Genomic DNA, 24,857 nt, shown 5'->3' on the forward strand with positions numbered 1-24,857 from the left:
CGGTGACACGGCAAATACCTATTTATATTGAGGGATTTCTCTTTATCGTGCTATTTGCTGGGCAGTAAGACTCCCACTGATTAAAGTTTCACTTTATAAAAAATAGCTTGAGGGTTTTTAATTTGTATTTCTTTTGGTTAATGGTATATACTGGATAAAAGGGGAGTTTACATAAAAGTTACAATTCTATCAAGCTCAAACTTTTATGTAAATATGTATAGACATTTGTAAAAGAAAAGAGTAATTTATATAGAGTGAAAAATAACTTGTAACATTTTATAAACATATTGTAAAATGATTGTAACAAAACATACATAAAAATGAAATAAATACATAATAGTGATGTTGGGGAAAGGGAGAGAGTATATTGTTCCGTAAAGTAAAGGGTATATTAGTTGGGGTGTTATGTGTAGCTATAATGAGTGGCTGTGGTGCAAAAGTAAGTGATGTTGCATTGGTAAGTGATATTGGTGGGCACACTGTAGAGGCTAAAGCAGAAGTGCAGAATACTATTAGTTTAGTTGATGGTCGAACTGGTACTGAAGTGAAAAAATTAGATTTATCTAGTTTAGGCTATTTTGAAGATGAAGCGAAATTTAAAAAGTCTGTAACAAAGGTTGTTGGTGAGATTGGAAAAAGCGTCGACAAAAAAATGGTTCCTTCACGTATAGCACTTGATGGAAGTTGGCAAGAAGGAAAACCTTCTTATGAATTAATGGAAAAAGAATTAGTAGATAAATTGTTAAATGTTGGTATGTGGGATGCTACGTATCAGTTGCCGATCGTGGAGAAAAAACCAGTCGCAACATTAAGTGATGCGCAAGGAAATGGTACGGTAATTGGTAGATATGAAACGAACTTAGGTGGTTCAACAGGTGGCCGTATTGAGAATATTCGTTTGTCAGCAGCGAGCATAAATGGAGTTGTGCTAGCAAAAGGAGACCGTTTCTCTTTTAATTCATTAATCGGTGATACAACACCAGATAAAGGATATCAATTAGGGAAAGAAATAGTTGATGGTAAATTAGTAGATGGATATGGCGGTGGTGTTTGTCAAACATCTTCAACTTTATACAATGCAGCAGATCAAGCTGGCCTGAAAATGGTGGAGAGAACTACACATTCTAAAACGGTAGGTTATGTTCCACAAGGAAGAGATGCTACAATTGCATATCCATATTTAGATTTAGTATTTGAAAATACGAATGATGCACCTGTGAAGCTTTATATGGGCATTCAGGGTGGAAAGCTAGTTGCTGAAGTACATAAAATGAGATAAGAGTTAAAAAGCCACCTTTTCTAAAAGTTAAAATGAAGTGCACCCCAATTGTTAGACACAGTCTAACAATTGGAGGTGCATTTTTTATTATGAAAATAAAAATGTATGTAAATTCTGACTTTTATTATTTACATAGGATGATTTTACTTGTATCCTTCATAGTAACGGTTATATGTAATGGGGAAATATAGGGATAAGGAGATGAAGTTATTCATGGTACAAATTCATCCGAAAACACGTATTGGTCATGTTGAATTTAAAGTGAAAGATTTAGAGCGTCAAATTGCTTTTTATGAAAATGTTGTAGGCTTAGAAGTAATTAAGCAAGAGGAAAATAAAGCATATTTATCTGGAAAAGGTGGAAAGAACGCGTTACTTGTTCTTGAAAAGTTAGAGGAAGGGGTACTGCAAGAACCGCGTACGACTGGTATATATCATGTAGCCTTTTTAGTTCCGACTCGTGAAGCTTTTGCTTCTGCGCTATTTGGGGTTCTTCGTAATAAGAATGTAATTGACAGCCCGGCTGAGCAAGAAGGGCGTTATACATATTCAAATGAAATTTTACCAATTTCAAGGTTTAATAGTGCAAGTGATCATACATATAGCGAAGCTTTTTATTTGCAAGATTTAGAGGGGAATGGTATTGAAATTTATGCAGACCGTCCGCGCGATCGATGGGGAGAAGGGCCAGGAGGAAGTACACCACTTGATTTAAAAGAATTGGCAACACTTGTTGATTATGAGTTTGCTGGTTTGCCTGCTAATACTGTCGTTGGGCACGTACATTTACGAATAGCTAATGTAGAGAAATCACATGAATTTTATGTGGAAACAGTAGGTTTTGAAGTACAACAGCGTGAAGAGGATTGCTTATTTATTTCAGCAGGGGGATATCATCACCATATTGGTGCAAATACGTGGAACGGAGTAAACAATCCACATCCACCAGTACATGCAACTGGACTAAAGGTATATGCGATTGTACTACCGCATAAAGAAGCATTAGATGAAGTGAAAGAAAGATTAATAGAAAAACAACATGAAATAAATGAAACTACAAATGGGTTTGCGGTGGTAGATCCAAGTGGTATTACAGTGCAGTTTGAAATAGAAGCAGTGTAAAAGAAGCGAGAAAGTGTATAATCACTTTCTCGCTTTTTTGTGATCATTCATAGCTCAATCCAATATCTTCTTACTACATTCCCATCTTCCTCAGTGAAATCATCATTACGAATCCCGCCGTTATGTAAAATTGTTTTTTCAGAAGCGGTATTCACTGCGTCGCAAACGACAAGTACTTTCGTGATGTCTAATTCCTTCGTTTTTTCTAATGATAATGCTAGTAACTTCGTAGCATAACCTTTTCTTCTTTCAGAAGGGCGAATGCCATAACCAATATGACCGCCAGCGTTAAATAAATGTTCGGTTAAACTATGACGTATATTAACAACTCCCACAATTTTATTTTCATCTGTAACAAGCCAATATGTAGAGTCTGGTACCCAAGTTTCAGGGATATTTATTCCGTTATGCGCATCGAGAAGTTCTTGAACCATAGCTGGGAAGTTGGCAGGATTTTTTGAGATAACCCACGGGATCATTTTTTCATCGCTATCTTTCCATTCGTTATAGAAATCTAAGTATTCTTCTTGTAAATCAGTAGTAGGTGTAAGTAACGAGACGTTCATTGTTAGTAAGCTCCTTTATTTATGTAGTTTTTATAAAAAATTATGACACAAAATGAAAGCGTTTTCCGGAATTTCTCAACCTAATTTCATGTAATCCACCTTTGGTTTTTTAGAAAATTAGTGAAGGTTTAAAATTAGGAGTTATTTATTTTATGTTAATATTTAAAATATTAACATAAAACGGTCGGAGTATTAAGTTTATTTTAGTGATATTCTTTCATATTGATAAGTGGATATTTGTGATAATTTTTGTTTTATCTATCTATAATGAATGAAAGGGGGAAGTGCCCGTGAGTGTAGATTTTGATTTTATTATACGAATCGGTGTTGCTGGCTTGTTAGGAGCAATGATTGGTATTGAAAGAGAAATTCGATCGAAAGAAGCTGGATTAAAGACTCATTTCCTCGTAGCGGTAGGAAGTGCGTTAATAATGGTTGTTTCGAAATATGCCTTTTCAGATATTGTGTATGAAGAGCATACGTCTCTAGACCCAAGTCGGATTGCAGCGCAAGTCGTTAGTGGAGTTGGTTTTTTAGGTGCAGGCACAATTATTATTCAAAAGCAGGCGGTGAAAGGATTAACGACCGCGGCTGGTTTATGGGCTACTGCCGGCATAGGATTAGCAATTGGAGCAGGAATGTATGTAGTAGGCATTGGAGCGACGATTCTCGTTTTAATTGGTTTAGAAATTGTAAGTCGTATTTTTAAGGTGCAATTTTTATTTCCACAAAATATTACAGTGCAAATGTTTGTAAACAAACATGAAGCGGTACAACAAGTATTGGAAACACTACAAGTGAAAGGCATCCCAATACTCTCATATGAGGTGGAAGCTTCACAGCAAGGTACAGAAACTGTTTATAAGATAGGGATGCAACTGAAAAATATATCGTCAGAAGAACAGAATGAGTTTATTCAGCATATGCAAACATTACCGGAAGTTACGTTTATAAAGTTAAAATCATAGTGTTGAAAATGAGGATAGATGTAGCAGGAATTTTGCTATTATCTATCTTTTTTTGATATAAAATGTACGGAAAGTCAAGCGTTAATTTTACATGGAATGAATACATGTGTGAACGTTACCTTATTTTTTCTCAATACAGGACATAAAGTGAAAATAGTAAAATAATGGAGCGGGACACTAAAAATGTAAGGTAGGGGAGAGCATGAAAGGCTATTCAAAGAAAATGTTAGTAGGGGTAAGTTTTGCTAGTTTAATGTTAGGGAGTTTTCAAGGGGGAAGTTTGGCAGAAGATACTAAGGGAGAGCAAGTTTCTTATCGAAATGTGCTCAAAATGGAGCCAGTCGGTGTACAACTACTAGTACAAGAATTAGCTCATTCATCGAAAGTGCTCGAAAGCAAGTCTTTTGAGAAAAGGCTACAATTTGCCGATTTATCACAAAGACCACCTGAGGTGAAAAAAGAAAGTAAGCAATTAGCTGTAGCGAAAACTTATACAATTGCTGAATTAAATCAATTAAGCAATCAGCAGTTAGTAGATTTACTTGTAACAATTGATTGGGAGCAAATTACGGGGCTATTTCAGTTTAATACAGACAGTCTAGCATTCTATCAAAATGATAGTAGGATGCAGGCGATTATTGATAAATTGAAGCAGCAAGGACAAGCCTATACGAAGGATGATTCAAAAGGGATTGAGACATTAGTGGAGGTATTACGTTCAGGATTTTATTTAGGATTTTATAATTCGGAACTTAGTAAATTAAATGAACGGGGTTATCATGATAAATGCTTACCCGCATTAAAAGCGATAGCTAACAACTCAAATTTCAAGCTGGGTACATTAGAGCAAAATAGAGTGGTATCATCATACGGAAAGTTGATAGGAAACGCTTCGAGCGATGTGGAAACGATAACATCGGCTGCAAAGATTTTTAAACAATATAATGATAATTTTTCTACATTAGTAGATAATCTTTCAGCTGGAAATGCTATTTACGATATTATGCAAGGTATTGATTACGACATTCAATCGTATTTGTACGATACGAGGAAAGAACCGAAAGATACAGTATGGTATCAGAAAATAGATAGTTATATTAATGAACTAAGTCGTTTTGCATTAATGGGAACGATTACAGAAAAAAACGGTTGGCTTATTAATAATGGCATTTATTATACAGGTAGACTCGGTATGTTCCATAATACAGGAACGAAAGGGTTACAAGTTGTAACAGATGCGATGAAAATTTACCCGTATTTAGGGGAGCAATATTTCGTAGCTGCTGAGCAAATCGCAACGAATTATGGCGGAAAAGATGCAAATGGTAACGTGGTGAATTTAGATCAAATAAGAGAAGAGGGAAAGAAAAAATATTTGCCAAAAACGTATACGTTTGATGATGGGGCAATTGTTTTAAAAGCTGGAGATAAAGTGACAGAAGAAAAAGTAAAACGTTTATATTGGGCGGCAAAAGAAGTGAAGGCACAATTCCATCGTACGGTTGAAAGTGATCAACCTTTAGAAAAAGGAAATCCTGATGATGTATTAACGATGGTTATTTATAATAGCCCAGCAGAATATCAATTTAATCGTCAATTGTACGGTTATGAAACGAATAACGGTGGTCTTTATATAGAAGGAACAGGTACGTTCTTTACTTATGAGCGTACGCTAGAAGAAAGTATTTATAGTTTAGAAGAATTATTCAGACACGAGTTCACGCATTATTTACAAGGTAGATATGAAGTACCAGGGTTATGGGGACAAGGGAAAATATATGAAAATGAAAGGTTATCTTGGTTTGAAGAAGGGAATGCTGAATTTTTTGCAGGGGCAACGAGAACGGATAATGTTGTACCGAGAAAGAGTATTATAGGAGGATTATCTTCAAATCCAGCAGAGCGTTATACGGCAGAGCGAACGTTAAATGCAAAGTATGGAACGTGGGATTTCTATAATTATTCCTTTGCTTTACAATCGTATATGTACAATAAGAGATATGATATGTTCGATAAAATACATGATCTTATTAGGAAAAATGATGTAACAGCATATGATGCATATCGCTCTACATTAAGTAAAGATGCGAATTTAAATAAAGAATATCAAGATTATATGCAAATGCTAGTTGATAATCGTGAGAAATATAATGTGCCATTAGTATCAGACGATTATTTAGCGAATCATGCATCGAAGCGAGTTTCAGATATTGCGGCAGAAATAACAGCGGAAGCAAAATTGAAAAATGTATCAGTGAAGAAAAATAAATCACAGTTCTTTAATACATTCACACTACAAGGAACATATACAGGAACTACAGTAAAAGGAGAATATGAAGATTGGAAAACAATTACACAAAACGTTAATGATACGTTAAAACGTTTAAGTGCAAAGGAATGGACAGGCTATAAAACAGTAACAGCATACTTCGTAAATTATCGCGTGAATGCATCAGGACAATTTGAATATGATGTTGTGTTCCACGGTATTAATACAGAAGAAGGTGCAGAGAATAAAGCACCAGTTGCAGTTATAAACGGTCCGTATAGTGGAAATGTAAATGAAGCAATTTCATTTAAAAGCGACGGATCAAAAGATGAAGATGGGAAAATTACTTCATATAAATGGGAGTTTGGTGATGGAGCAGTAAGTAATGAGCAAAATCCAATTCACGTATATACAAAAGAAGGAACGTATACGACGAAATTAACGGTAACAGACGATAAAGGAGCAACTAATACTGCTACAGCGACTGTAACTGTTCAAAAGAAAGAAGATAACAGTGTAGAAAAAGAACCGAATAACTCATTCCAAACAGCAAACAAACTGCAGTTAAATCAAGTTTTACGTGCTAGTTTAGGAAATGGCGATACAAGTGACTTCTTTGAAATTAATGTGGAGACTGCTAAAAATCTTCAAATTAACGTAACGAATGAAAATAATATTGGAATGAACTGGGTACTTTATTCTGAAGCAGATTTAAATAATTATGTTACGTATGCTCAGCAACAAGGGAATAAACTAGTAGGTAGTTACTACACGTATCCTGGAAAATATTATTTACATGTGTATCAGTATGGCGGGGGGACAGGGAATTATACGGTGGAAGTGAAGTAGTAAAAGGGTAGTTGCCTTTTTCAATGAATGGAAAAAGGTCTGTACTTTAATGAAAAAACAACTGCAGGAAATGTCCCTAATGATAATAACAAATTAAGTGTCGCGAGATATTATATTTACATTAAACAAGTCTAATCAGTAAATGAGATAAAATCGATGAACTAATATTTCATCACGATGTAAGAAAAGTTATAAATATTAAGTGTTTTTAATTGAATTAAACTAAAGGATCAGAGTATATCTGTAACAATAGATAAGCTCTGATCCTTATTAGTTTTAATTAACACACATAAATTTAAGATAATTAATAAATAAGCTAGCTAACGGGATTCTTAAAATGCGCTTATGTAATTAACTAAACAGAAAATTGTTATCACGTTAGCAAGGGATACTAATAGAAAAGCGTGTCCCTTTCCCTAATTCACTCTCTATTTCTATATCTCCGTTTAATTCTCTAATAATACTATAAGCAATCATAGTACCAAGCCCAGTTCCTTTTTCTGTTGTTGAATAGAATGGCAAAGCAATTCGTTTTATTTGTTGAGATGACATCCCAATTCCTGAATCAATAATATCAATTATGATATTTCCTTTTACTTTTTGTATATTTATTTGTAATAATCCACCATTTTTCATAGCTTCAATTCCGTTTTGGATGATGTTGTTTAGACAGAGTTTGAATTTTTCGGGGTCCCCATTTATATAAAAGGAATCTGTACTATTTTGTTTGATTTCAACTTTGTATGATAGAGCGAGTGGTGAAATAGTATCTTTCACCTGATTTAAAATGTGATTAATATCTATTTTTTCTTTTAGGGTGTTCTGTGGTTTGGTTAAAGATAAATAGTTATTAATAGTAGATTGTATTTGCTGCATTTCAATTAACATGATTTCTAAGTATTGATCCTGAGAAGGCGTAGAGGCATGTTTTTCATTTAATAATTGAGTGAATCCATGTACCGTGGTTAGTGGATTGTGGATTTCGTGTGCAATTGAAGCTGCTAGTTCGCTAGCTATATAAAATTTTTCAGCCCGTTGCAGTTTTTCTTTCATTTTATATTTCTCAATCATCTCCTCTATAAAATAAACTGATAATAATAATGTGAAAATATTAATGACTATATAATTTAATAAAAATTCTATGAGAGTAGAGTCTATTTTACCTCCTGTATTTATTTGAGTTACAATACCGCAAATAGAAAGTGAAGCTGTACATACTAAAATAAGAAGTAAGCTAAGTGATATCTTTTTTTCTTTAAAATACATAGGTAATAAGTAACGAAAGAGCATTGTTATACCCAAAATAATAGTGAAGATAATAAATGATGGAAGAACGCCATTTCCGCCTAAGTAAAACCGATAAGAAAGATATAAAATTCCTATAAAAACAATGTTTTTTGTATTTCCATATAGAAAAACCAATATTATAGGAATAAAACGTAAATCATAAATAAATCCGACATGTAAATGAAAAGGAAAAGTCATACAAAAAATAATAGCAATGGAGGAAAGGATAGAAAATAACATATTATTACATGTTATTTTTTCTTTAAACTCTAGCCAAAATACGTGATAGCTAAGGATACAAATTATTATAATAAAGGTATTTAATAAAAGAGTAGAAATTCCCATAGTTTTGCATCTCCGATAGTTTGTAAGTAGAATTATGTATGAGTTGGACATAGATGTTTAGTATTAGTAGACTTTTTATCTAAAAAAGGAAGGGTACTTGAAAAGTGCTGTTATATTACTCGTATTAAAATTGATAAGGAAAATAGAAAAAAATAATAGATAAAAAATCTATTTAAATTTATGTACATATGAAATCATAAACTAACTTTTGTATAGGTGAAATTTGGATTGAGTTACTGATAAAATAAGTCTTTTTAAGTATGAATATTCTGTGAAAATGATATGCGTGGTGACTCCTGTTTTGTAGCCTTCGTTATATTAACATGGAATATATCAAATTACAAAGTGAAATTTTAGAAAAATTTTATTAGTACATTTTATCTGAAATAGAAATGCTATTTATTTGATTATTTTGGTACTTACTCGTATAAAACTTTGTTAGAAAAAGACTTTAAAATTTACATGTTTTTTATGAAGTGTAATATTGTAGCTTTATCTATGTGGCTTTCTCAATAACTATTAAGGTGAAAGGTTAAAATATATAGGTTTATAGATATGAATTATTACATAAAAACGCACTTAAAAAAGGATGTATGATGGTAATAGAATACAAACATCAAGGGGGAACTTAAAATGAAGTTAAATAAACTAGTGCTTAGTTGTGGAGTAGTTTCAGCATTAACACTTGGTGTGTTAGGGAATAATACTTATGCTGAAGAAGTACACAAAACGAATGATCCAATTCATTTAGTTGAACATGTTTCTGCAGACTTATTATTAACTCAAACAATGGATTATAGCGGCGAGGCTGTAACTTCTTTCGTATATGATGGGAGTACTGACTTAAGCTTCTCTATGAAAAATAATGGTCAAAATACAATGGGATATAGTGTAAAAGGTCCAAATACAGAGCTAATTGTTGGTGGTTATATAAAACCTGGAGAACAACAAATTAATGTTACAAATGTACGGAATGCTTTATCTCCATTACCGAATGGAACATATAAAATTTACGTTTCAAATGATGATGGTTCTAAGGGGCAATTCCAAGTTTCAGTAAGATCTATGAATTAAATTTAAAACGCTTTGTTTTTAAGTTAATTTAATCTTTGCTTATTGGAAAGAAGCTAAAATGAATTGAGAATTACCGATAAAAATGAAAACGAGCACCTTATCTAATTGTGAGAGGGTGTTCGTTTTTTGCTATTAAACAGAAAATAATTATAAATATATTTTGATATCCCCATTGCTAACCTACTAGATTGTGTCAACGAGAGAATGTCTACTATAAAAGATATTAAAATAAAGATGATGTAACATTTAGCTACATTATATGGGGAAATAGAAAAACCACTCTTATATGAGTGGTTTTTAGTAATTATTTTTAGGTTATACATTTAAAATTAGACTAAGTTATAGAAATAATAAACATTTTATCCGTTGTTATTATTTTGGTTCTGGATAATGATTGTAGTATGAGATTCTAATAAATTCTTGGTAGACATTTGTTAATTTGGCATCTCTAAGAGCATCGTTGAATTTTTGCATACGTACACTCCCTTGAGCGTAGCCTCCACCTGGAGTATAAGGGTTTTTAGCTTCAAAGTCATCCAAAAATACTTTTAATTTTTTATAGTCTTGAGATTGATAGAAAGCCACGGCCTCTTCAGGAGTGACATCAAAGTAAGAGGATGACGTTAAGTTATAAGAAGCTGCTTGAGCAGTAGGTGCCTCTAGCATAGTTGCAGCTCCACCGAACATAGTAAGCGCCATAGAAGATACAATAATTTTTTTAAACATAATAAAACCTCCATGTAGAATATTGGATTAATAGTAATCCTGTAATCATTATAGTTACATCGAAAATGATTATCAAATGCAATATTGCATAATATATCCCGCTATTTTTGGGCAGTAAGACTCCCGCCCAAAAATTCAATGAAAGCAAAGAAGTTAGAGGGGAATCGGGCGGATTAAAGTTTCACTTTATTCTTTGAACAAGAAGTCACCTTTATATTTAAATGGAGGAGTGTAATAGATTAAAAGAGGTGTATAAATTACTCAGATTAATAAGAAAGTGAAAAGGCTATTTTTAATAGGGGGAAAGCTTAATAATTGGAGTAAAGGAATTGCTATTTATATATTTAACATACATATTTGTCTTTTAAATTGTAGGCATGTTTTAGAATTTGTATATAGTAAATTCGTTAAAAAACTTGATAAATAATAAAATGTGTAAATTTTTTGACTATTTTATTAAAATTATTTAATATTTGTAATTTATTGTTTTATAATGATAATTGGGTCGATCGTGAATGTTTTAGATATTGCGATATATACTCGAATTAATTTATTCTAGGGAGGTTACAAAATTGGGTAAGAGAGTCATTATAAGAGTTTTTACATTATTATCAGTACTGGTATTATTCCTTAATGTATTTTTACCTAGGGCTAGTGCAGAGGTTATGACGCATGAGAAATATTCAATGGACTGGAGTTATAGTAACAGTCTAGCTAAGTACATTCGCACTGAAATGATTAAAAATTCAAGTGGTCAAATTGCTTATTGCTTAACTCTTGGATTAAAATCACCAAATGGTGAAGATCTTCCTGAAATGGGGAAAACAGATAATGTAGTATATAGAGTCTTATTAAATGGTTTCCCGCAAAAAAGTGCTGAACAGCTGGGAGTAGCTAATAAAAATGAAGCGCATTATGCAACGCAACTTGCGGTTTGGAATGCATTAGGTCAACTCGATGTAAATGAATTAAAACATGAGAATAAAAATGTTGAAAAAGCAGCTAAGGCTATTATTAGTAATGCTAATAATAGTGAAGAGACTCAAGATGTTTTTATGAATGTGATTCCTGCTGAAAAGCAAAAAGCAGAATTAAAGGGTGAATTCTTCGAAACAAATCTATATTCAGTACAAACAAATGCTAAGAGTGGTTCTTATAAGGTAGTAGCGAAAAATGCACCTAATGGAGTTAGAATTGTTAGTGAAAATGGAGAAGTGAAAGATCAGCTTTCAGTTGGAGAAAAATTTCGTATCCAAATTCCTAAGAATACAAAAACGGGTGAATTTAATTTAAGTGTTGCTGCTAATTTAACTAAAGTTCAAGCAATTGCTTACCGTGGTACGGATACTGTTCAGAATGCTACAGTACTATTAGAAAGAAATGAAGAAAAGCTTAGTAGTGATCTTGCAGTAAATTGGGAAGCAGCTGGTTCTTTAAAAATTAAAAAGGTTGGAGAAAATGGAGAAGTTTTAGCTGGTGCAGTATTTGAGGTCTTTAATACAAATAATGAATCAGTCGGAAAAATCACGACTGGTGCTGATGGTATGGCAGAATTAAACAACTTACCAATTGGTACTTACACATTAAAAGAAATTAAAGCACCAACAGGCTATGTTTCAGATGATAAACCACAAACTATTGAAGTTAAGACAGGAGAAACAGGAGCTGTCCAAATAGTAAATAACAAAGTAAAAGGTAACATCGAAATTAAAAAACTTAGTGATTCAGGAAAGATTTTACCAAATGTTGAATTCACAGTCTTCACTGAAGATGGAAAAGAAGTGAAAAAAGTAGTAACAAAAGAAAATGGAATTGCAAACGTTGAAGGTCTTACGTATGGTAAATATTATTTCTTAGAGACAAAAACACCTAATGGATATGTTGGAAATAAAACAAAGTATCCTTTTGAAATTAAAGAGCACAATAAAACACTTACTTTTACAGTGGAAAATACCGAAGTGAAAGGTAGTGTAAAATTACTAAAAGTAGATAATGAAGATATTAGTAAAAAATTAGAAGGTGCAGTATTTGAATTGAAAGATGAAAGTGGAAAAGTAGTTGGGAAATATAAGACAGATAAAAATGGCGAGATTAACGTCAAAGATTTAGCGTATGGTAAATATTCATTTGTAGAAAAGGCTTCTCCAAACGGTTACGTTCTTGTTAAAGAACAAATCGTGTTCGAAATAAAAGAACATGGGAAGATTATTGAGTTATTGGCAGTTAATCATCTTATCAAAGGTGATCTAGAAATTACAAAGGTAGATGTGGCTGATGGAAATAACAAGCTTCCAAATGCAGAATTTACGATTTATAACGAAGTAGGAAAAGAAGTAGTAAAAGGAAAAACAGACGATAAAGGAATCGCTAAATTTGAAAAATTACCATTTGGAAAATACACATATAACGAAACTATTGCACCAAAAGGCTATGTATTAAATGAAGAAACGTTCTCTTTTGAAATTAAAGAGAATGGTCAAATCATTAAACACATTGTCAAAGATGAAAAGATTCCTTCAATAAAAACAACAGCTACTGATAAAACAGATGGTACAAAAGAAATGCACACGTCTAAGTCTGTAACAATCCAAGATAAAGTGGAATACAAAGATCTACAAGTAGGTAAAGAGTACACTTTAAAAGGTAAATTAATGAATAAAGAGACTAATAAACCATTAGTTGTAAATGGTAAAGAAGTAACAGCTGAAACGAAGTTTACACCAAAAGAAGCAAATGGTTCTATTACATTAGACTTTACATTTGATGCAACTGGTTTAGAAGAAAAAGAAGTAGTAGTATTCGAAGAGTTACTGAAAGACGGAAAAGTTGTTACGACACATGCTGATATCAATGATAAAGGTCAAACAGTTAAGTTCGTTAAGCCATCAATAAAAACGACAGCTACAAACAAAGCTGATGGTGGAAAAGAGATTCATTCAAAGGATTCTATCACTATTCAAGACAAAGTAGAGTATACTAACTTAGTTGTAGGTAAAGAGTACACTGTAAAAGGTAAACTAATGAACAAAGCTATTAACAAACCATTATTAATTGATGGTAAAGAAGTAACAGCTGAGACTAAGTTTACTGCAAAAGAAAAGAACGGTTTTGTAACATTAGACTTTACTTTCGCTGGTGCTGAACAGCAAGGAAGAGAAGTAGTCGTGTTTGAAGACTTATTACATGAAGGTCAAGTAATTGCAACTCACGCTGACATTAACGATGTAGGTCAAACAGTTCGATTTGTAGAACCGTCCATTAAAACGACAGCTACAAACAAAGCTGATGGTTCTAAAGAGTTAGACGTTTCTAAATCTGTAACAATCCAAGATAAAGTGGAATACAAAGACTTAATCGTGGGTAAAGAGTACGTTGTGAAAGGCAAACTAATGGATAAAGCAACAAAAAAACCATTATTAGTTGATGGTAAAGAAGTAACAGTAGAATCTAAGTTTACTGCTAAAGAGAAGAATGGTTCTATCACATTAGACTTCATATTAAATGCTTCTGAACTACAAGGTAAAGAAGTAGTAGTATTTGAAGAACTGTATCAAGATAATATATTAGTAGCTATTCACGCTGAAATTGAAGATAAGGGGCAAACAGTGAAATTTAAAGAGGTAAAGCCGGAACAACCTAAACCAGAACAACCAAATTCAGATAAAAATACGCCAACACCAGAGCAACCTAACGAGCAAGTAAAAGAACAACCACAACTTAAGAAAGAAATTCAATCTAAAATTGGATGGTTACCACAAACAGGTACTAATCTTACAAGTTGGATCTCTATGGTTGCAGGAGCATTACTATTAATTGTTGGTGGAGTGATTTTCTTAAAACGTAAAAATGCATAGAAATTAAAAAATAAGCACATCTGTTTTTATAACAAGATGTGCTTATTTTTATCATTTTAGCCAAGAAGACTCCTATATTTAAGCGTGAATGGCATTTAAAATAGCAACTTTATTTGTAGTAAACAATACATAATTTTGTTTTACTGTTTTAATTAAAATACGGTCTGTTGTCCCATAAGCTGTTCCAATACATATTACATCTACTTCTTCAACACCAGCATAGGTAGCATCTTCGGTAACCTCAATCACATCACGTAATGGAATTATAATCTCCGCCAATTGCCATGAAATAATTAACTCTTCATTTGTTTTTTTTACATTAATGCCTAGCATTATACCAAGACCTTTCAATAATAATAATATGCTATACTTCTGATCTTATTATATAAATTTTTAGATTATTTATCTATATATAGGAATAGAATTTATTTCTATTTGTGAGCATCTTAATGATGTCAAACAAATAGAAGGATATACAGTCTTTCTATTAAGAAATATGTTAAGAACAAAATTTTACTTCAAATTAATATGAATTTGATATGGTTGAGATATTATGAACGAGAAACAGTAAGAGTTGCAGGAAGGAAATGAATAATGAGACTTAAATTAGTAGGGATTTTCATTTGTGTAATTATGATGTTAGGTATCTTTATAATTTACACCAATCAATCTATTGCTAAAGAACCAGATAAGATGAACTATGAATCTCGTGAAAACTTCATAAATAAAGAGAAAGATAGTAGAGGAAAAAGGCAATCAAAATACAATGAAAGTTCTTTTGCTAGTATACAGGCTGTAGTTAATAAGGAATATGGATTACCCGAAGACTTAGTGGACAGGATTGTTACTGCATTAACAGATAAACCTAATGTGTAAATTATTCAGTGTTTATGAATTCTATTATTACTATTTAAAGCCTAATTTCTCAATGTATTGTAGAGAAATTAGGCTTTTTTTATCAATTCATTAAAGTTTTTATAATTCAAGGACTCAAGTTAATGATTATATTTTCAAGTATTCGTTTTGAGCTACATAGATATAGTTTTCGTTGCAACTGTTTGTTGAAATATTTTATCATGCTCAACAATAACCATTGTGGGATTAAATTGTTGAATAAGTTCTTCAATCTGCATACGGGAATAGATATCTATAAAATTTAGTGGTTCGTCCCATATATATATATGAGCTTTTTCACATAAACTTTTAGCGATAAGCAGTTTTTTCTTTTGTCCACCAGAATAATGAGATATATCTTTGTCAAATTGAATTCGGTCAAAGTCCATCTTACTTAGGATGGACTTAAATAAGGTTTCATCAATCTTGTGCTCTTCAATAAAGCCTGATAGCGATCCCTTCAAATGAGAAGTATCTTGTTGGACATAGGAAATGATGAGTCCTGTACCTAAAGTAACTAAGCCTGTATGCTGTATCGGATGTCCTAGAATTAGTTTTAGGATACTACTTTTTCCGCTCCCATTCGTTCCATCAAGTACAATTCGGTCACCTTGTTCAACTATGAAGCTAATCGGCTCATTCACAATTTGATCATTGTACTTAACGGACACGTCAACTAAAGTAACCAATTCATTTGATTTAAATTGTAGTTGTTCCAATTTTAATGACTCAGTTTTTTCCACATTTTTTAGTAATTTTGATTTTTCCTCAATAGCTTTTTGTTGCCTTGATTCAAGGTTTTTTGCTCTTTTCATCATCTTGGCTGCTTTATGTCCTACAAACCCCTTATCCAACTTAGAGCCTGAATTCCTCGTTCCATTTTTTGAAGCTTCCACGTCATTAGACCAACTTGCTGAACGTTTGGAAGACTGTTTTAATCGCCCTATGTCTTTTTGTAGACGCTCATTTGTAGCCTTCTCGTGTTCTTGCTGTCTATCAAAATTTAACTTCCAAGAAGAATAGTTACCACTTTGAACTTCAATATTTGCTCTATTAATAGATAGGATATGGTCAACGCACCCATCTAAAAAGATTCTGTCATGTGAAATTAAAATAAATCCTTTTTTCTTCCTTAGATAATCGGAGACTATCTTTCGTGCATCTGTATCTAAGTGATTTGTTGGTTCATCAATTAATAGAAATTGACCCGCATTTAAAAACAGTGCAGCAAGCAACACTTTTGTTTGTTCCCCATTTGATAATGTTTTAAATGGTCTGTACATGACCTCAGCATCAACATTTAAATAGGATATCTCACGTAGAAGTTCCCAATCTGCGGCTTGGGGACAAATTTCTTCAAGGATTTCATGAGTGAATTTGTTCTTATCTGAAACAGAGTAGGGGAAGTAATTGAATTCTACTGAAGCAAGGATTTTCCCGCTATACTCATAATTCCCTAACAATAAATTAAAGAATGTCGTTTTACCTCGTCCGTTTCTACCAATAAATCCTAGCTTCCAATCCGTATCTATTTGGAAGTTTACACTTTCAAAAATATTATCAAAGCTACCTGGGTATGAAAAAGTTAAGTCTTGGACCTTTATCATTGACATAATAATTCCTCCTTTATATATCGAAACGTTTCATATAAAGTCGGAACATCCATCCATTTTTTAATTCCTCTATATAAGTTTGATGGATATTAACGACTTATATAGAGCATTACATGTGTAACAATAGTATCTGAAGTACTCATTTTTCTCGCTCCTTTATTTGTGAAGTACATTTAACAATTAGTAAGTTTCAACTAAGACAAACGGGAATAAAAAAATCCCCCAATTTGTAATCGGAAGGATTAGTCTTTCGTCTATACTTAATAAGTACTTATTAATCATTTGAATCATGACAAATAAAGTATGAACTGAATTTTAAAAATGGATAGACTAACCATATATTTTGTAGTTTGAAGTTATAAAATTCAACTTAAAATATAAATTAGTTAATCATTATTCATCCATCATTCCTTTCATAATTCTATTTTTAGAGTAACATTCTTTTTAGGGAGATGCAATATTAGCTTCAATTTCATCTAATTCTAAATCATTTATAATTCTTTGAGTAAGGAGATAAAACTTTACCGCCCTTTTTATAAACATCACATTTTTGTTCAATAGGTCATGTCTTTTGTCCGTTAAAAAGGGAGGATATGAAATTGACATCAACTTTTTGTGTAACTATAATAGTTACGGTTAGTTTCGTAAACTAATTTGAATTTCTATTTTAATGATAGTATATTTTCATTCCTTTTTAAGTGTGACAGATAGCAACTATAATCCAATAGAGGAGTAGATTCTATCTCATATGTAAAGAGTAGATAAGTTGTACCCGCCAAATTTACGATGCTCAAATACTTAAAAAATTACATTTTTCAGCTTATCCTTTTTAGAATCCTCAGTATTGATAATTGTAAACATCTACAAAAAGTTAATAAGATTGTTGTGTGTAGAAAGAAATCTTTTAAAAAGGTCATAATATGGATAATAGGTAGCACACATTTTAATTAGTAGGACTTGTGCCACCATCAAGCCATTTTTTAATAAAAGTATAGAAAAATCAAGAAGGTGAATCCATTGCGTAAACATGTATATGTGCAATTTTATGTATTGATATTGGCTTTAATAACTTATATAAGCTTTTGCTTTATATTTTTATTTGTTTTTCCGAATCATTATTTCGTATCAGATTTTAATATCCGACTATCATCTTTAGTCGTTGAAACTACTGTATTTATCTCATTACTGTATTCTATATTATCCCAAAAAATTAAGTTAGGAGTATTCTGGGTTTGCATTACTATTGCAATAGGGTGTTTTTTGATAGGGAATTTCATATCCGCTTTTCAAGTACTTAATGTAGAATTACCAATACAAAATTTTAATATTTCTGATGTATTTCTACTGTTTTTCTTATTCTTCTTTCTTTTTGCGTTCTTTTATAAAATTATGATGGAATGTAACAAATGGGAGAAAGCGTATTTACTTTGTGATTTATGCATTGTTGTTACTGCTATTTTTACATTAGAGTGGTACCTATTTAATAAACCATCTGTAAATATTTTATTCTTATCAATTGGAGATGTTTTTCTCTCATTTATTTTTCCGATTATAGATTTATTGCTTCTATTACTTGGAGTTACACTGATCTTTCGACCTGCTATTTTCAATGCAAAAAGTAAATTGTTTATTTTTATCCTAGTATTAACTGGATTGGCTATTACGGACTATTTGTATTTTTACTTACAAGGTGATTTGTCAGAGCGTTCAGTTATATTTTTAAGGTGTTTGTATAGAGTTTTCCTATTATTTATCGCTATTGCTGCTACAATCCCAAAGAATACTTCTTCTAAAAGAAATTATTTTATTATTAATCCGACATTTGGAGAGAAACTTCTTGGTATATTCCCTTATCTTGCAGTTGCAGTCTTAATTGGCTTTACTTTGAAAGAGCAAACTTCTTCAGCTACATTAATTACGGGAAATTGTATTGCTTTTGTATTTGTACTGATTCGTCATACAATCGTACGAATGCAAAACAAAGAGTTAACTAAAACATTAAAAGTGTTTAATAATCAATTAGAACAAACAGTATCTCAAAGAACAAGGGATTTAATAAATAAATCTAATGATTTAGTAAAAAATCAAGAGAGATTTAAGTCATTATATGAGTATCATCCGGATCCTATTTTAACGATTGATTCAAACGGTATCGTATTAAATATAAACCAGGCTGGAAGTATGTTATTAGGAAAAGAAAGTGCTGCATTGATAGGGAAAGAGTGCTTCTCTATTTTTTTAGATGAAGATAAATCTGAATTGGAAGCAGCTATAAAGAAAGGGAAACGATGTAGTTCATCTTCACTACAGTTACGTGTGAAAAATAACAATGAGAAGGATATACTCTTTTGGTATGTCACTATAGTTCCTATTATGATAGAAGGACAAACCTTTGGGAGCTATGTAATGGTAAAAGACATAACAAGGATGAAACAACAACAGGAAGAGATAAATTACCTTGCATTCCATGATACGGTGACGGAGATTGGAAATCGTATATTCTTCCAACAAGAATTAGATAGATCTATTAAGCGTGCACAAAAAACACAGGATAAGTTTGGGCTCCTGTATATTGATTTAAATCGCTTTAAGACTATTAATGATACATTGGGTCATTCGATTGGTGACAAGGTTTTAAAAGAAGTTGCCAAACGTTTTAGGACATGTCTGTCACCGACTATTCCTCTAGCAAGAATAGGTGGTGATGAGTTTGCGATCATTGTCCATAACCAAACAGAGCAACAGCTATTGGATTTGTGTACAACTCTATTTCGTATAACTGAAGAACCATTTGTAGTAAATCAGCATAGTTTTTACTTATCTCTTAGTATAGGAATAGCAGTGTATCCATTTGGAGGAATAAATACTACTACACTTTTACAACACGCTGATATCGCTATGTATAGCGCAAAGGAAAAAGGTAACAATGCTGTTTGTATGTATGACGAGACATTATCTCAAAAAGTAACTCGTCGATTACGATTAGAACAGGATTTACCAAATGCAATTGAAAATAATGAGTTGTTTTTATTGTATCAACCACAAATTGATAGTAAGGCAGGTAAGGTTATTGGTGCAGAGGCTTTAATACGTTGGCAACATCCAGAGCTTGGGCTGATTTCTCCTTTTGAGTTTATACCTATCGCAGAAGAAACGGCGCAGATTATTTCAATTGGGAAGTGGACGTTACAGAAAGCGTGTCAACAACTGAAAGAATGGCATTCTGCGGGCTTTTCAAATCTAAAGATGGGGATAAATTTATCAGCTATAGAGTTTGAACAGAAAGATTTTGTTCAAACCATTATATCTACCATAGAAGAGATAGGAATACCTGCTAATTCGATTGATTTGGAATTAACAGAGCGAATAGCAATGGTAGATGAAAAGGAAACCTTATCGAAGTTAAAAGCATTAAAATCATATGGTGTACATTTATCAATTGACGATTTTGGTACAGGTTATTCTTCATTAGCGTATCTGCCTCTTTATCCAATTGATACTTTGAAAATTCCAAGAGAATTTGTTAATAGGATTGGAACTTCTACTGATGGAGATGAAATTATACAAACCATTATTTCACTTGCTCATACTTTAAACATGAAAGTGATAGCAGAAGGGGTAGAAACGAAGGAACAATTAACAGTGTTACAACGTACTGCATGTTATCTAATTCAGGGCTATTACTACAGTAAACCTGTAAATGAAGATGAATTTATTGGTTTTTTAAGTACAATACAAAATGAATAAGTGAAAAATCAGTATATGTATGAAATAAAGTGAAAAGACGATCTATCCATATGGATTTGAACGTCTTTTCATTTTATTTTCAGTAGTTATGCAGCAAGGTTTCAGCCTTTGAAAGTAAAATAAGTATCTATATTCCTTGTATTTAGGGCTAATGGGATATGAGGTGAAAGTTGCTTCTTGTGAAACCGCATTAGGGACAGCTCGTATATTCTTAAAGCAATTTGAAAAAGCGGAAGAACATTTCAATCGTTCCATTGACCTTTTGCAAAAACATAATGAAGAAAAATTGATTTTAATAGTAAGGCATAATCTAGGACTATTATATGCAACTCAAAATTTATCTAAATTAGCAATTCGTCATTTATCAGAAGTGACAGAGAAGAATATTGCCCATTTTAAAGCATTGTTCTTACAAGCGCGTGAACACTATAAGCTAAGAAAAACAAATATTGTAAAAGAACTTATTGAAAAAGGATTAGCAGTTTGTATGGAATTAGGAAATGAAGAGTATATCATTTCAATATTTTACGTTCTCTTAATGAAGATGAAGCAATTAAACTCTTAGAAGAAGTGAAAAAAGTATTTCTTACTTCGAAAAGCAAGGTTTATGGGATTTCGTAGAAGAATATGCAGATCTAAAAAAGGAAGAAATTATACAATAATCACATGCTATCATTTTTAATAGCTAATTAACAAAAGGACTTCAATTATGGATTCTCTTTGTTAATGGGATAATGCTTTAGTTTATCTAATTATAACAATATTTGTAAAAGGTGTAAAAGGGTCCTAGTTTGGAGGGGGAATTATTTAATAAAAGGGATGATATTTAGTTATCTGCGCTTCTTAATTATGTTTTTTATCACAATTTGAAGTAAATTTCAGTTAATCTTATTTATTTTATAGGAATTATAAGTTATACTAAAAGTAGGTGCAAAATGTACCATTTGAAAAAGAGTGCATTGCAAAAAGGAATCCGTAAAGGATTCCTTTTTTGTTTCTTTTAAAATGAAGCAACGTTCTAATTATCTCTTTCTTTTTTTATGAATGAACTACCAATGTATAAATTTAAAAGGTATTTTTGGAAAATTGCCATATTCCTGTAACAAAACAAAGGTATGTTATGTGTGTTAAATATAAAGAGAAAGAAGGGAAAGTTGTGAAAAAAGTTTTGCCAATTGTTGCGTTATTAGGCATGATGAGTTTTGGAGTACAGGAAATGAATGTAAGAGCTGATACATACCACAAGGGAGATTCAAAAATTAGTTTTTGGGATTCGAAAAGAAAGGGTACTAATTTCATGAATAGTACGTCATTACCTGAAAACTATAAAAGTGCAAAAGAAGCTAATATTGAATATGTGCGTTTAGCACCTGATAAATGGGCAAAAGATAAAGATTTTCTATTTGAGGATAAACCAGATACTTCTGGAAAGGATTTTCTGATAGGTAATGCAGATAACTATCGGGGATTAGTAAAGGAAGATCTAGAAAACTTAAAGGCGGATTTAGATGCCGCACAATCACAAGGAATGAAAGTCGTTCTTACAATGTTATCCTTACCTGGTGATCGATGGCGTCAATTTAATAATAATAAGAATGACGACAGAATATGGGAAGAAGAGAAGTATCAAGAACAAGCAAGTCAATTTTGGAAGGACCTCGCTCTGGAACTAAAAGATCACCCCGCGGTGGTTGGTTATAATATTATAAATGAACCACATCCAGAAACAGCTAAAAATAATAGATATAATGATTTTTGGACGGAAGATTACGAGAAATGGTATGCAAAAGTAAAAGGAACGACAGCTGATTTAAACAGATTTTATGAAAAGGTGATTAACTCCATTCGTGAAGTGGACAAAGAAACACCGATTATTTTAGATTCAGGTTTATATGCTACTCCATGGGCCTTTAAATATTTAAAACCAGTAGAGGATAAAGAAACACTATACGCATTTCATATGTATGAACCATATGAATTAACGAGCCAAGGTGAAAAACAAAACAAGGAATATCAATATCCAGGATTAGTAAAAGTAGGGGATTTAGAGAAACCTGTAATGTGGAATAGACAGGGATTAGAGAAGTTTTTGAAGCCAATTCAACAATGGTCTAAGAAAAATCATGTACCATCTAATCGAATTATTGCAGAGGAGTTTGGAATTAACCGTACTGTTCCAGGTGCTACTCAATACATGCAAGATCTTATTTCTATCTTTAACCAAAAAGGATGGCATAAATCATTCTATGCATTCCGTGAAGACACATGGACAGGGATGAATTATGAATTGGGAACAGAAAAAATAAAATGGGATGAAGAGGGTAAACCGATGCGTCAAGATAATTCACTCTGGGATGTAATAAAAAAAGATTTACAAACGCGTAAATAGTTTAGAATATTAGGTTTAAGGACTAAAGGTAAGCATCTAATTCAAATAGAATTAGATGCTTTTTATTTCGAAAAAAGGTGGAGTTGAATTAAAGGTTCCATCTTTTCTTTTGCATAAAGAGTACCAATCAGGTTTATTTACAACGAAAAATAAGATTTTTAGAGAATAGCTTAGAAAAAATTGTGGAGGTTTAAACAAATGTGGTCACAATTGTTTAAACCTTTAAAGTAAAATGGAAGTTGGACAGTTGCTATACAGGCAGCAAATTTACAATATGTTTCGGCTGAGCCTTCGGGAAATATAATAGCAAATCGTAATGCAGTTAATGAATGGGAGAAATTCGAATTAATTCGGACTGGGGAATTATATACGTACGCTTTAAAAACTAAAAGTAATGGGAAGTATGTTTTGTTTGAGCCAAATGGTAGAGTAGTAGCAGATCGTACATCAATTGGTGCATGGGAAAAGTTTATCTTATATAATGGTGGAGACAATAGGATATATGTATTACAAGCACTAAGTAATGGTAGATATATATCAGCAAATGGTGGTAGAGAATTAACAGCTACTAGTTATGTAGCTGGAAGCTGGGAAAGATTTGTTATTGTATACTTCTAAACTTTGAAGTGTTATATATCTAAATGATAATGGCATGTTTAGTTGGTATAAATACCTAATACAATAAAGTTTTAAGCATGTAATACAAGTGTATATTAACGTGTAAAAGGGCTGCAAATAATTAGCAGTCCTTTTTGTATGGACTTACTGAGGTTATAATGAAAAGAAAAAGAACCCTATAGGGTTCTTTTTCAAGGCATATTAACAGTAAGGAGAATCATGAAATGCTACTTCAAATCTTTATTAGGGGAAAGATTTTGAAAAAGCTTAACATGTATTTATTTTTACATAAATGTAAGATGTAGTAAATTGATAATGTTTATACTTACTATTACTAATATTCAATTAAGATAGTTAATACCATTTATATAGTGTTAACTGGTGTATAGTACAGTATAGATTTAGAAATTTAATATTAGATTACATTTGTTAAAAAAGTTAATAGATATATTATTTCAAATTCTAACTAACATTTAAACGGTTTTAATTGAAATTGGTTGTGTATTAACCCTTATAAGCCGATAAAAGTAAATAAAATAAACAAAGACCCTGTAATAAATACAGGGCCGGATACAGGGTTAAGGGAACGCATAGTTTCTTAATATCATAGTAGCATATATTCTTTGTATAGCTACATGAGGATTTTGACAGAATTAAGAACAAGACAGAAAATCTGTAGGAAAGCAAATATAGTGCTGGAAATGGGATTTTAAATTAAAATATATTTATATTGAAATAGATGAAAACTCTTGAGTACCATGATTAAATTGCCTTTAATTATGAGGTTTAGGTTAGAGGGATAATTGGATCTTACTGAAAAGAAAAAATGTTTTTTAGATTAAAAGAAGAAAAGACACCTTTTGGGTGTCTTTTCTTTAGGTAAACAGTTCACATATTGCTGAATTAGATACGAAACCATAATTCGACTACGAAGTAAATCCTAACATAATCTGAACAGAAAAAATATGTAATATTACATTTTTATTTTTTAATTATTTTATTCAATATAGAGAAGCAACGTAAATAAAAGGGCATGCAGTCGTATCTGCAGCCCTTTTTAGGAGGAATTCAAGATACTATTAGGACACGTATTGGTAAACAGGTTCAAAAATAGTATGTGTGAAAAGAAAAAGTCCTATACCAAAAGTAGACAGGACCTCATCTTTTTTACATTTTAAAAAATGAAATTCTGTCCTTTTGAAATCAGTACAGCACACACTTGGTTTGAAATGAAATTAGAAAAAGTATACATGAAAA

The 24,857-nt window shown here is 31.9% G+C and carries 13 protein-coding genes and 3 pseudogenes; 11 read left to right on the forward strand and 5 right to left on the reverse strand.

Annotation, left to right across the window (positions count from 1 at the left end):
• Nucleotides 1-367 precede the first annotated feature (367 nt).
• Complete coding sequence (locus tag MR143_RS12195) at nt 368-1,279, forward strand: VanW family protein (protein WP_242280785.1); 912 nt, start codon at nt 368-370, stop codon at nt 1,277-1,279.
• A 213-nt stretch (nt 1,280-1,492) separates the two neighbouring features.
• A complete protein-coding gene (locus MR143_RS12200) occupies nt 1,493-2,401 on the forward strand; it encodes a VOC family protein (protein WP_061884464.1) in 909 nt (302 codons plus the stop codon).
• 47 nt (nt 2,402-2,448) lie between these two features.
• Here MR143_RS12200 and MR143_RS12205 read toward each other — a convergent pair whose 3' ends face one another.
• The gene (locus MR143_RS12205; protein WP_089148871.1) at nt 2,449-2,967 is read right to left on the reverse strand and encodes a GNAT family N-acetyltransferase; all 519 of its coding nucleotides are present in this window, start codon (nt 2,965-2,967) and stop codon (nt 2,449-2,451) included.
• Nucleotides 2,968-3,257: 290 nt separating this feature from the next.
• On the opposite strand from MR143_RS12205, the gene MR143_RS12210 reads away from it, so the two are divergent.
• Complete coding sequence (locus MR143_RS12210; protein ID WP_000109731.1) at nt 3,258-3,935, forward strand: MgtC/SapB family protein; 678 nt, start codon at nt 3,258-3,260, stop codon at nt 3,933-3,935.
• Nucleotides 3,936-4,137: 202 nt separating this feature from the next.
• The gene (colA, locus tag MR143_RS12215) at nt 4,138-7,053 is read left to right on the forward strand and encodes a collagenase ColA (RefSeq protein ID WP_199717647.1); all 2,916 of its coding nucleotides are present in this window, start codon (nt 4,138-4,140) and stop codon (nt 7,051-7,053) included.
• 378 nt (nt 7,054-7,431) lie between these two features.
• On the opposite strand, the gene MR143_RS12220 is transcribed toward colA, so the two are convergent.
• On the reverse strand, nt 7,432-8,685 hold the full coding sequence (locus MR143_RS12220; RefSeq protein WP_199717646.1) for an ATP-binding protein: 1,254 nt from the start codon (nt 8,683-8,685) through the stop codon (nt 7,432-7,434).
• A 633-nt stretch (nt 8,686-9,318) separates the two neighbouring features.
• On the opposite strand from MR143_RS12220, the gene MR143_RS12225 reads away from it, so the two are divergent.
• On the forward strand, nt 9,319-9,759 hold the full coding sequence (locus MR143_RS12225) for a hypothetical protein (protein ID WP_000773515.1): 441 nt from the start codon (nt 9,319-9,321) through the stop codon (nt 9,757-9,759).
• A 372-nt stretch (nt 9,760-10,131) separates the two neighbouring features.
• Here MR143_RS12225 and MR143_RS12230 read toward each other — a convergent pair whose 3' ends face one another.
• On the reverse strand, nt 10,132-10,485 hold the full coding sequence (locus MR143_RS12230; RefSeq protein WP_000473480.1) for a hypothetical protein: 354 nt from the start codon (nt 10,483-10,485) through the stop codon (nt 10,132-10,134).
• A 572-nt stretch (nt 10,486-11,057) separates the two neighbouring features.
• On the opposite strand from MR143_RS12230, the gene MR143_RS12235 reads away from it, so the two are divergent.
• On the forward strand, nt 11,058-14,339 hold the full coding sequence (locus tag MR143_RS12235) for a VaFE repeat-containing surface-anchored protein (protein WP_242280786.1): 3,282 nt from the start codon (nt 11,058-11,060) through the stop codon (nt 14,337-14,339).
• A gap of 78 nt (nt 14,340-14,417) precedes the next feature.
• Here MR143_RS12235 and MR143_RS12240 read toward each other — a convergent pair whose 3' ends face one another.
• Entirely contained in the window at nt 14,418-14,672 is a 255-nt protein-coding gene (locus tag MR143_RS12240) for a SunI/YnzG family protein (RefSeq protein ID WP_061884458.1), read from the reverse strand.
• 261 nt (nt 14,673-14,933) lie between these two features.
• Here MR143_RS12240 and MR143_RS12245 point away from each other — a divergent pair.
• Nucleotides 14,934-15,167 (forward strand): annotated as a pseudogene (locus MR143_RS12245) (hypothetical protein); the annotation flags it as partial.
• Nucleotides 15,168-15,367: 200 nt separating this feature from the next.
• On the opposite strand, the gene MR143_RS12250 reads toward MR143_RS12245, so the two are convergent.
• The gene (locus tag MR143_RS12250; RefSeq protein ID WP_199717645.1) at nt 15,368-16,846 is read right to left on the reverse strand and encodes an Lsa family ABC-F type ribosomal protection protein; all 1,479 of its coding nucleotides are present in this window, start codon (nt 16,844-16,846) and stop codon (nt 15,368-15,370) included.
• A gap of 1,017 nt (nt 16,847-17,863) precedes the next feature.
• Here MR143_RS12250 and MR143_RS12255 point away from each other — a divergent pair.
• The 4 genes and pseudogenes from MR143_RS12255 to MR143_RS12270 all read left to right on the forward strand — a co-directional run.
• Entirely contained in the window at nt 17,864-20,593 is a 2,730-nt protein-coding gene (locus tag MR143_RS12255; RefSeq protein WP_199717644.1) for a sensor domain-containing protein, read from the forward strand.
• Nucleotides 20,594-20,747: 154 nt separating this feature from the next.
• Nucleotides 20,748-21,231 (forward strand): annotated as a pseudogene (locus tag MR143_RS33695) (tetratricopeptide repeat protein); the annotation flags it as partial.
• A 482-nt stretch (nt 21,232-21,713) separates the two neighbouring features.
• On the forward strand, nt 21,714-22,982 hold the full coding sequence (locus MR143_RS12265; RefSeq protein WP_242280787.1) for a glycoside hydrolase family 5 protein: 1,269 nt from the start codon (nt 21,714-21,716) through the stop codon (nt 22,980-22,982).
• Between the two features lie 231 nt (nt 22,983-23,213).
• Nucleotides 23,214-23,600: pseudogene (locus MR143_RS12270) on the forward strand (fascin domain-containing protein); the annotation flags it as partial.
• Nucleotides 23,601-24,857: the final 1,257 nt, after the last annotated feature.

This window comes from Bacillus cereus group sp. BfR-BA-01347 (assembly GCF_022663835.1).
GTDB classification, from domain to species: domain Bacteria; phylum Bacillota; class Bacilli; order Bacillales; family Bacillaceae_G; genus Bacillus_A; species Bacillus_A thuringiensis_K.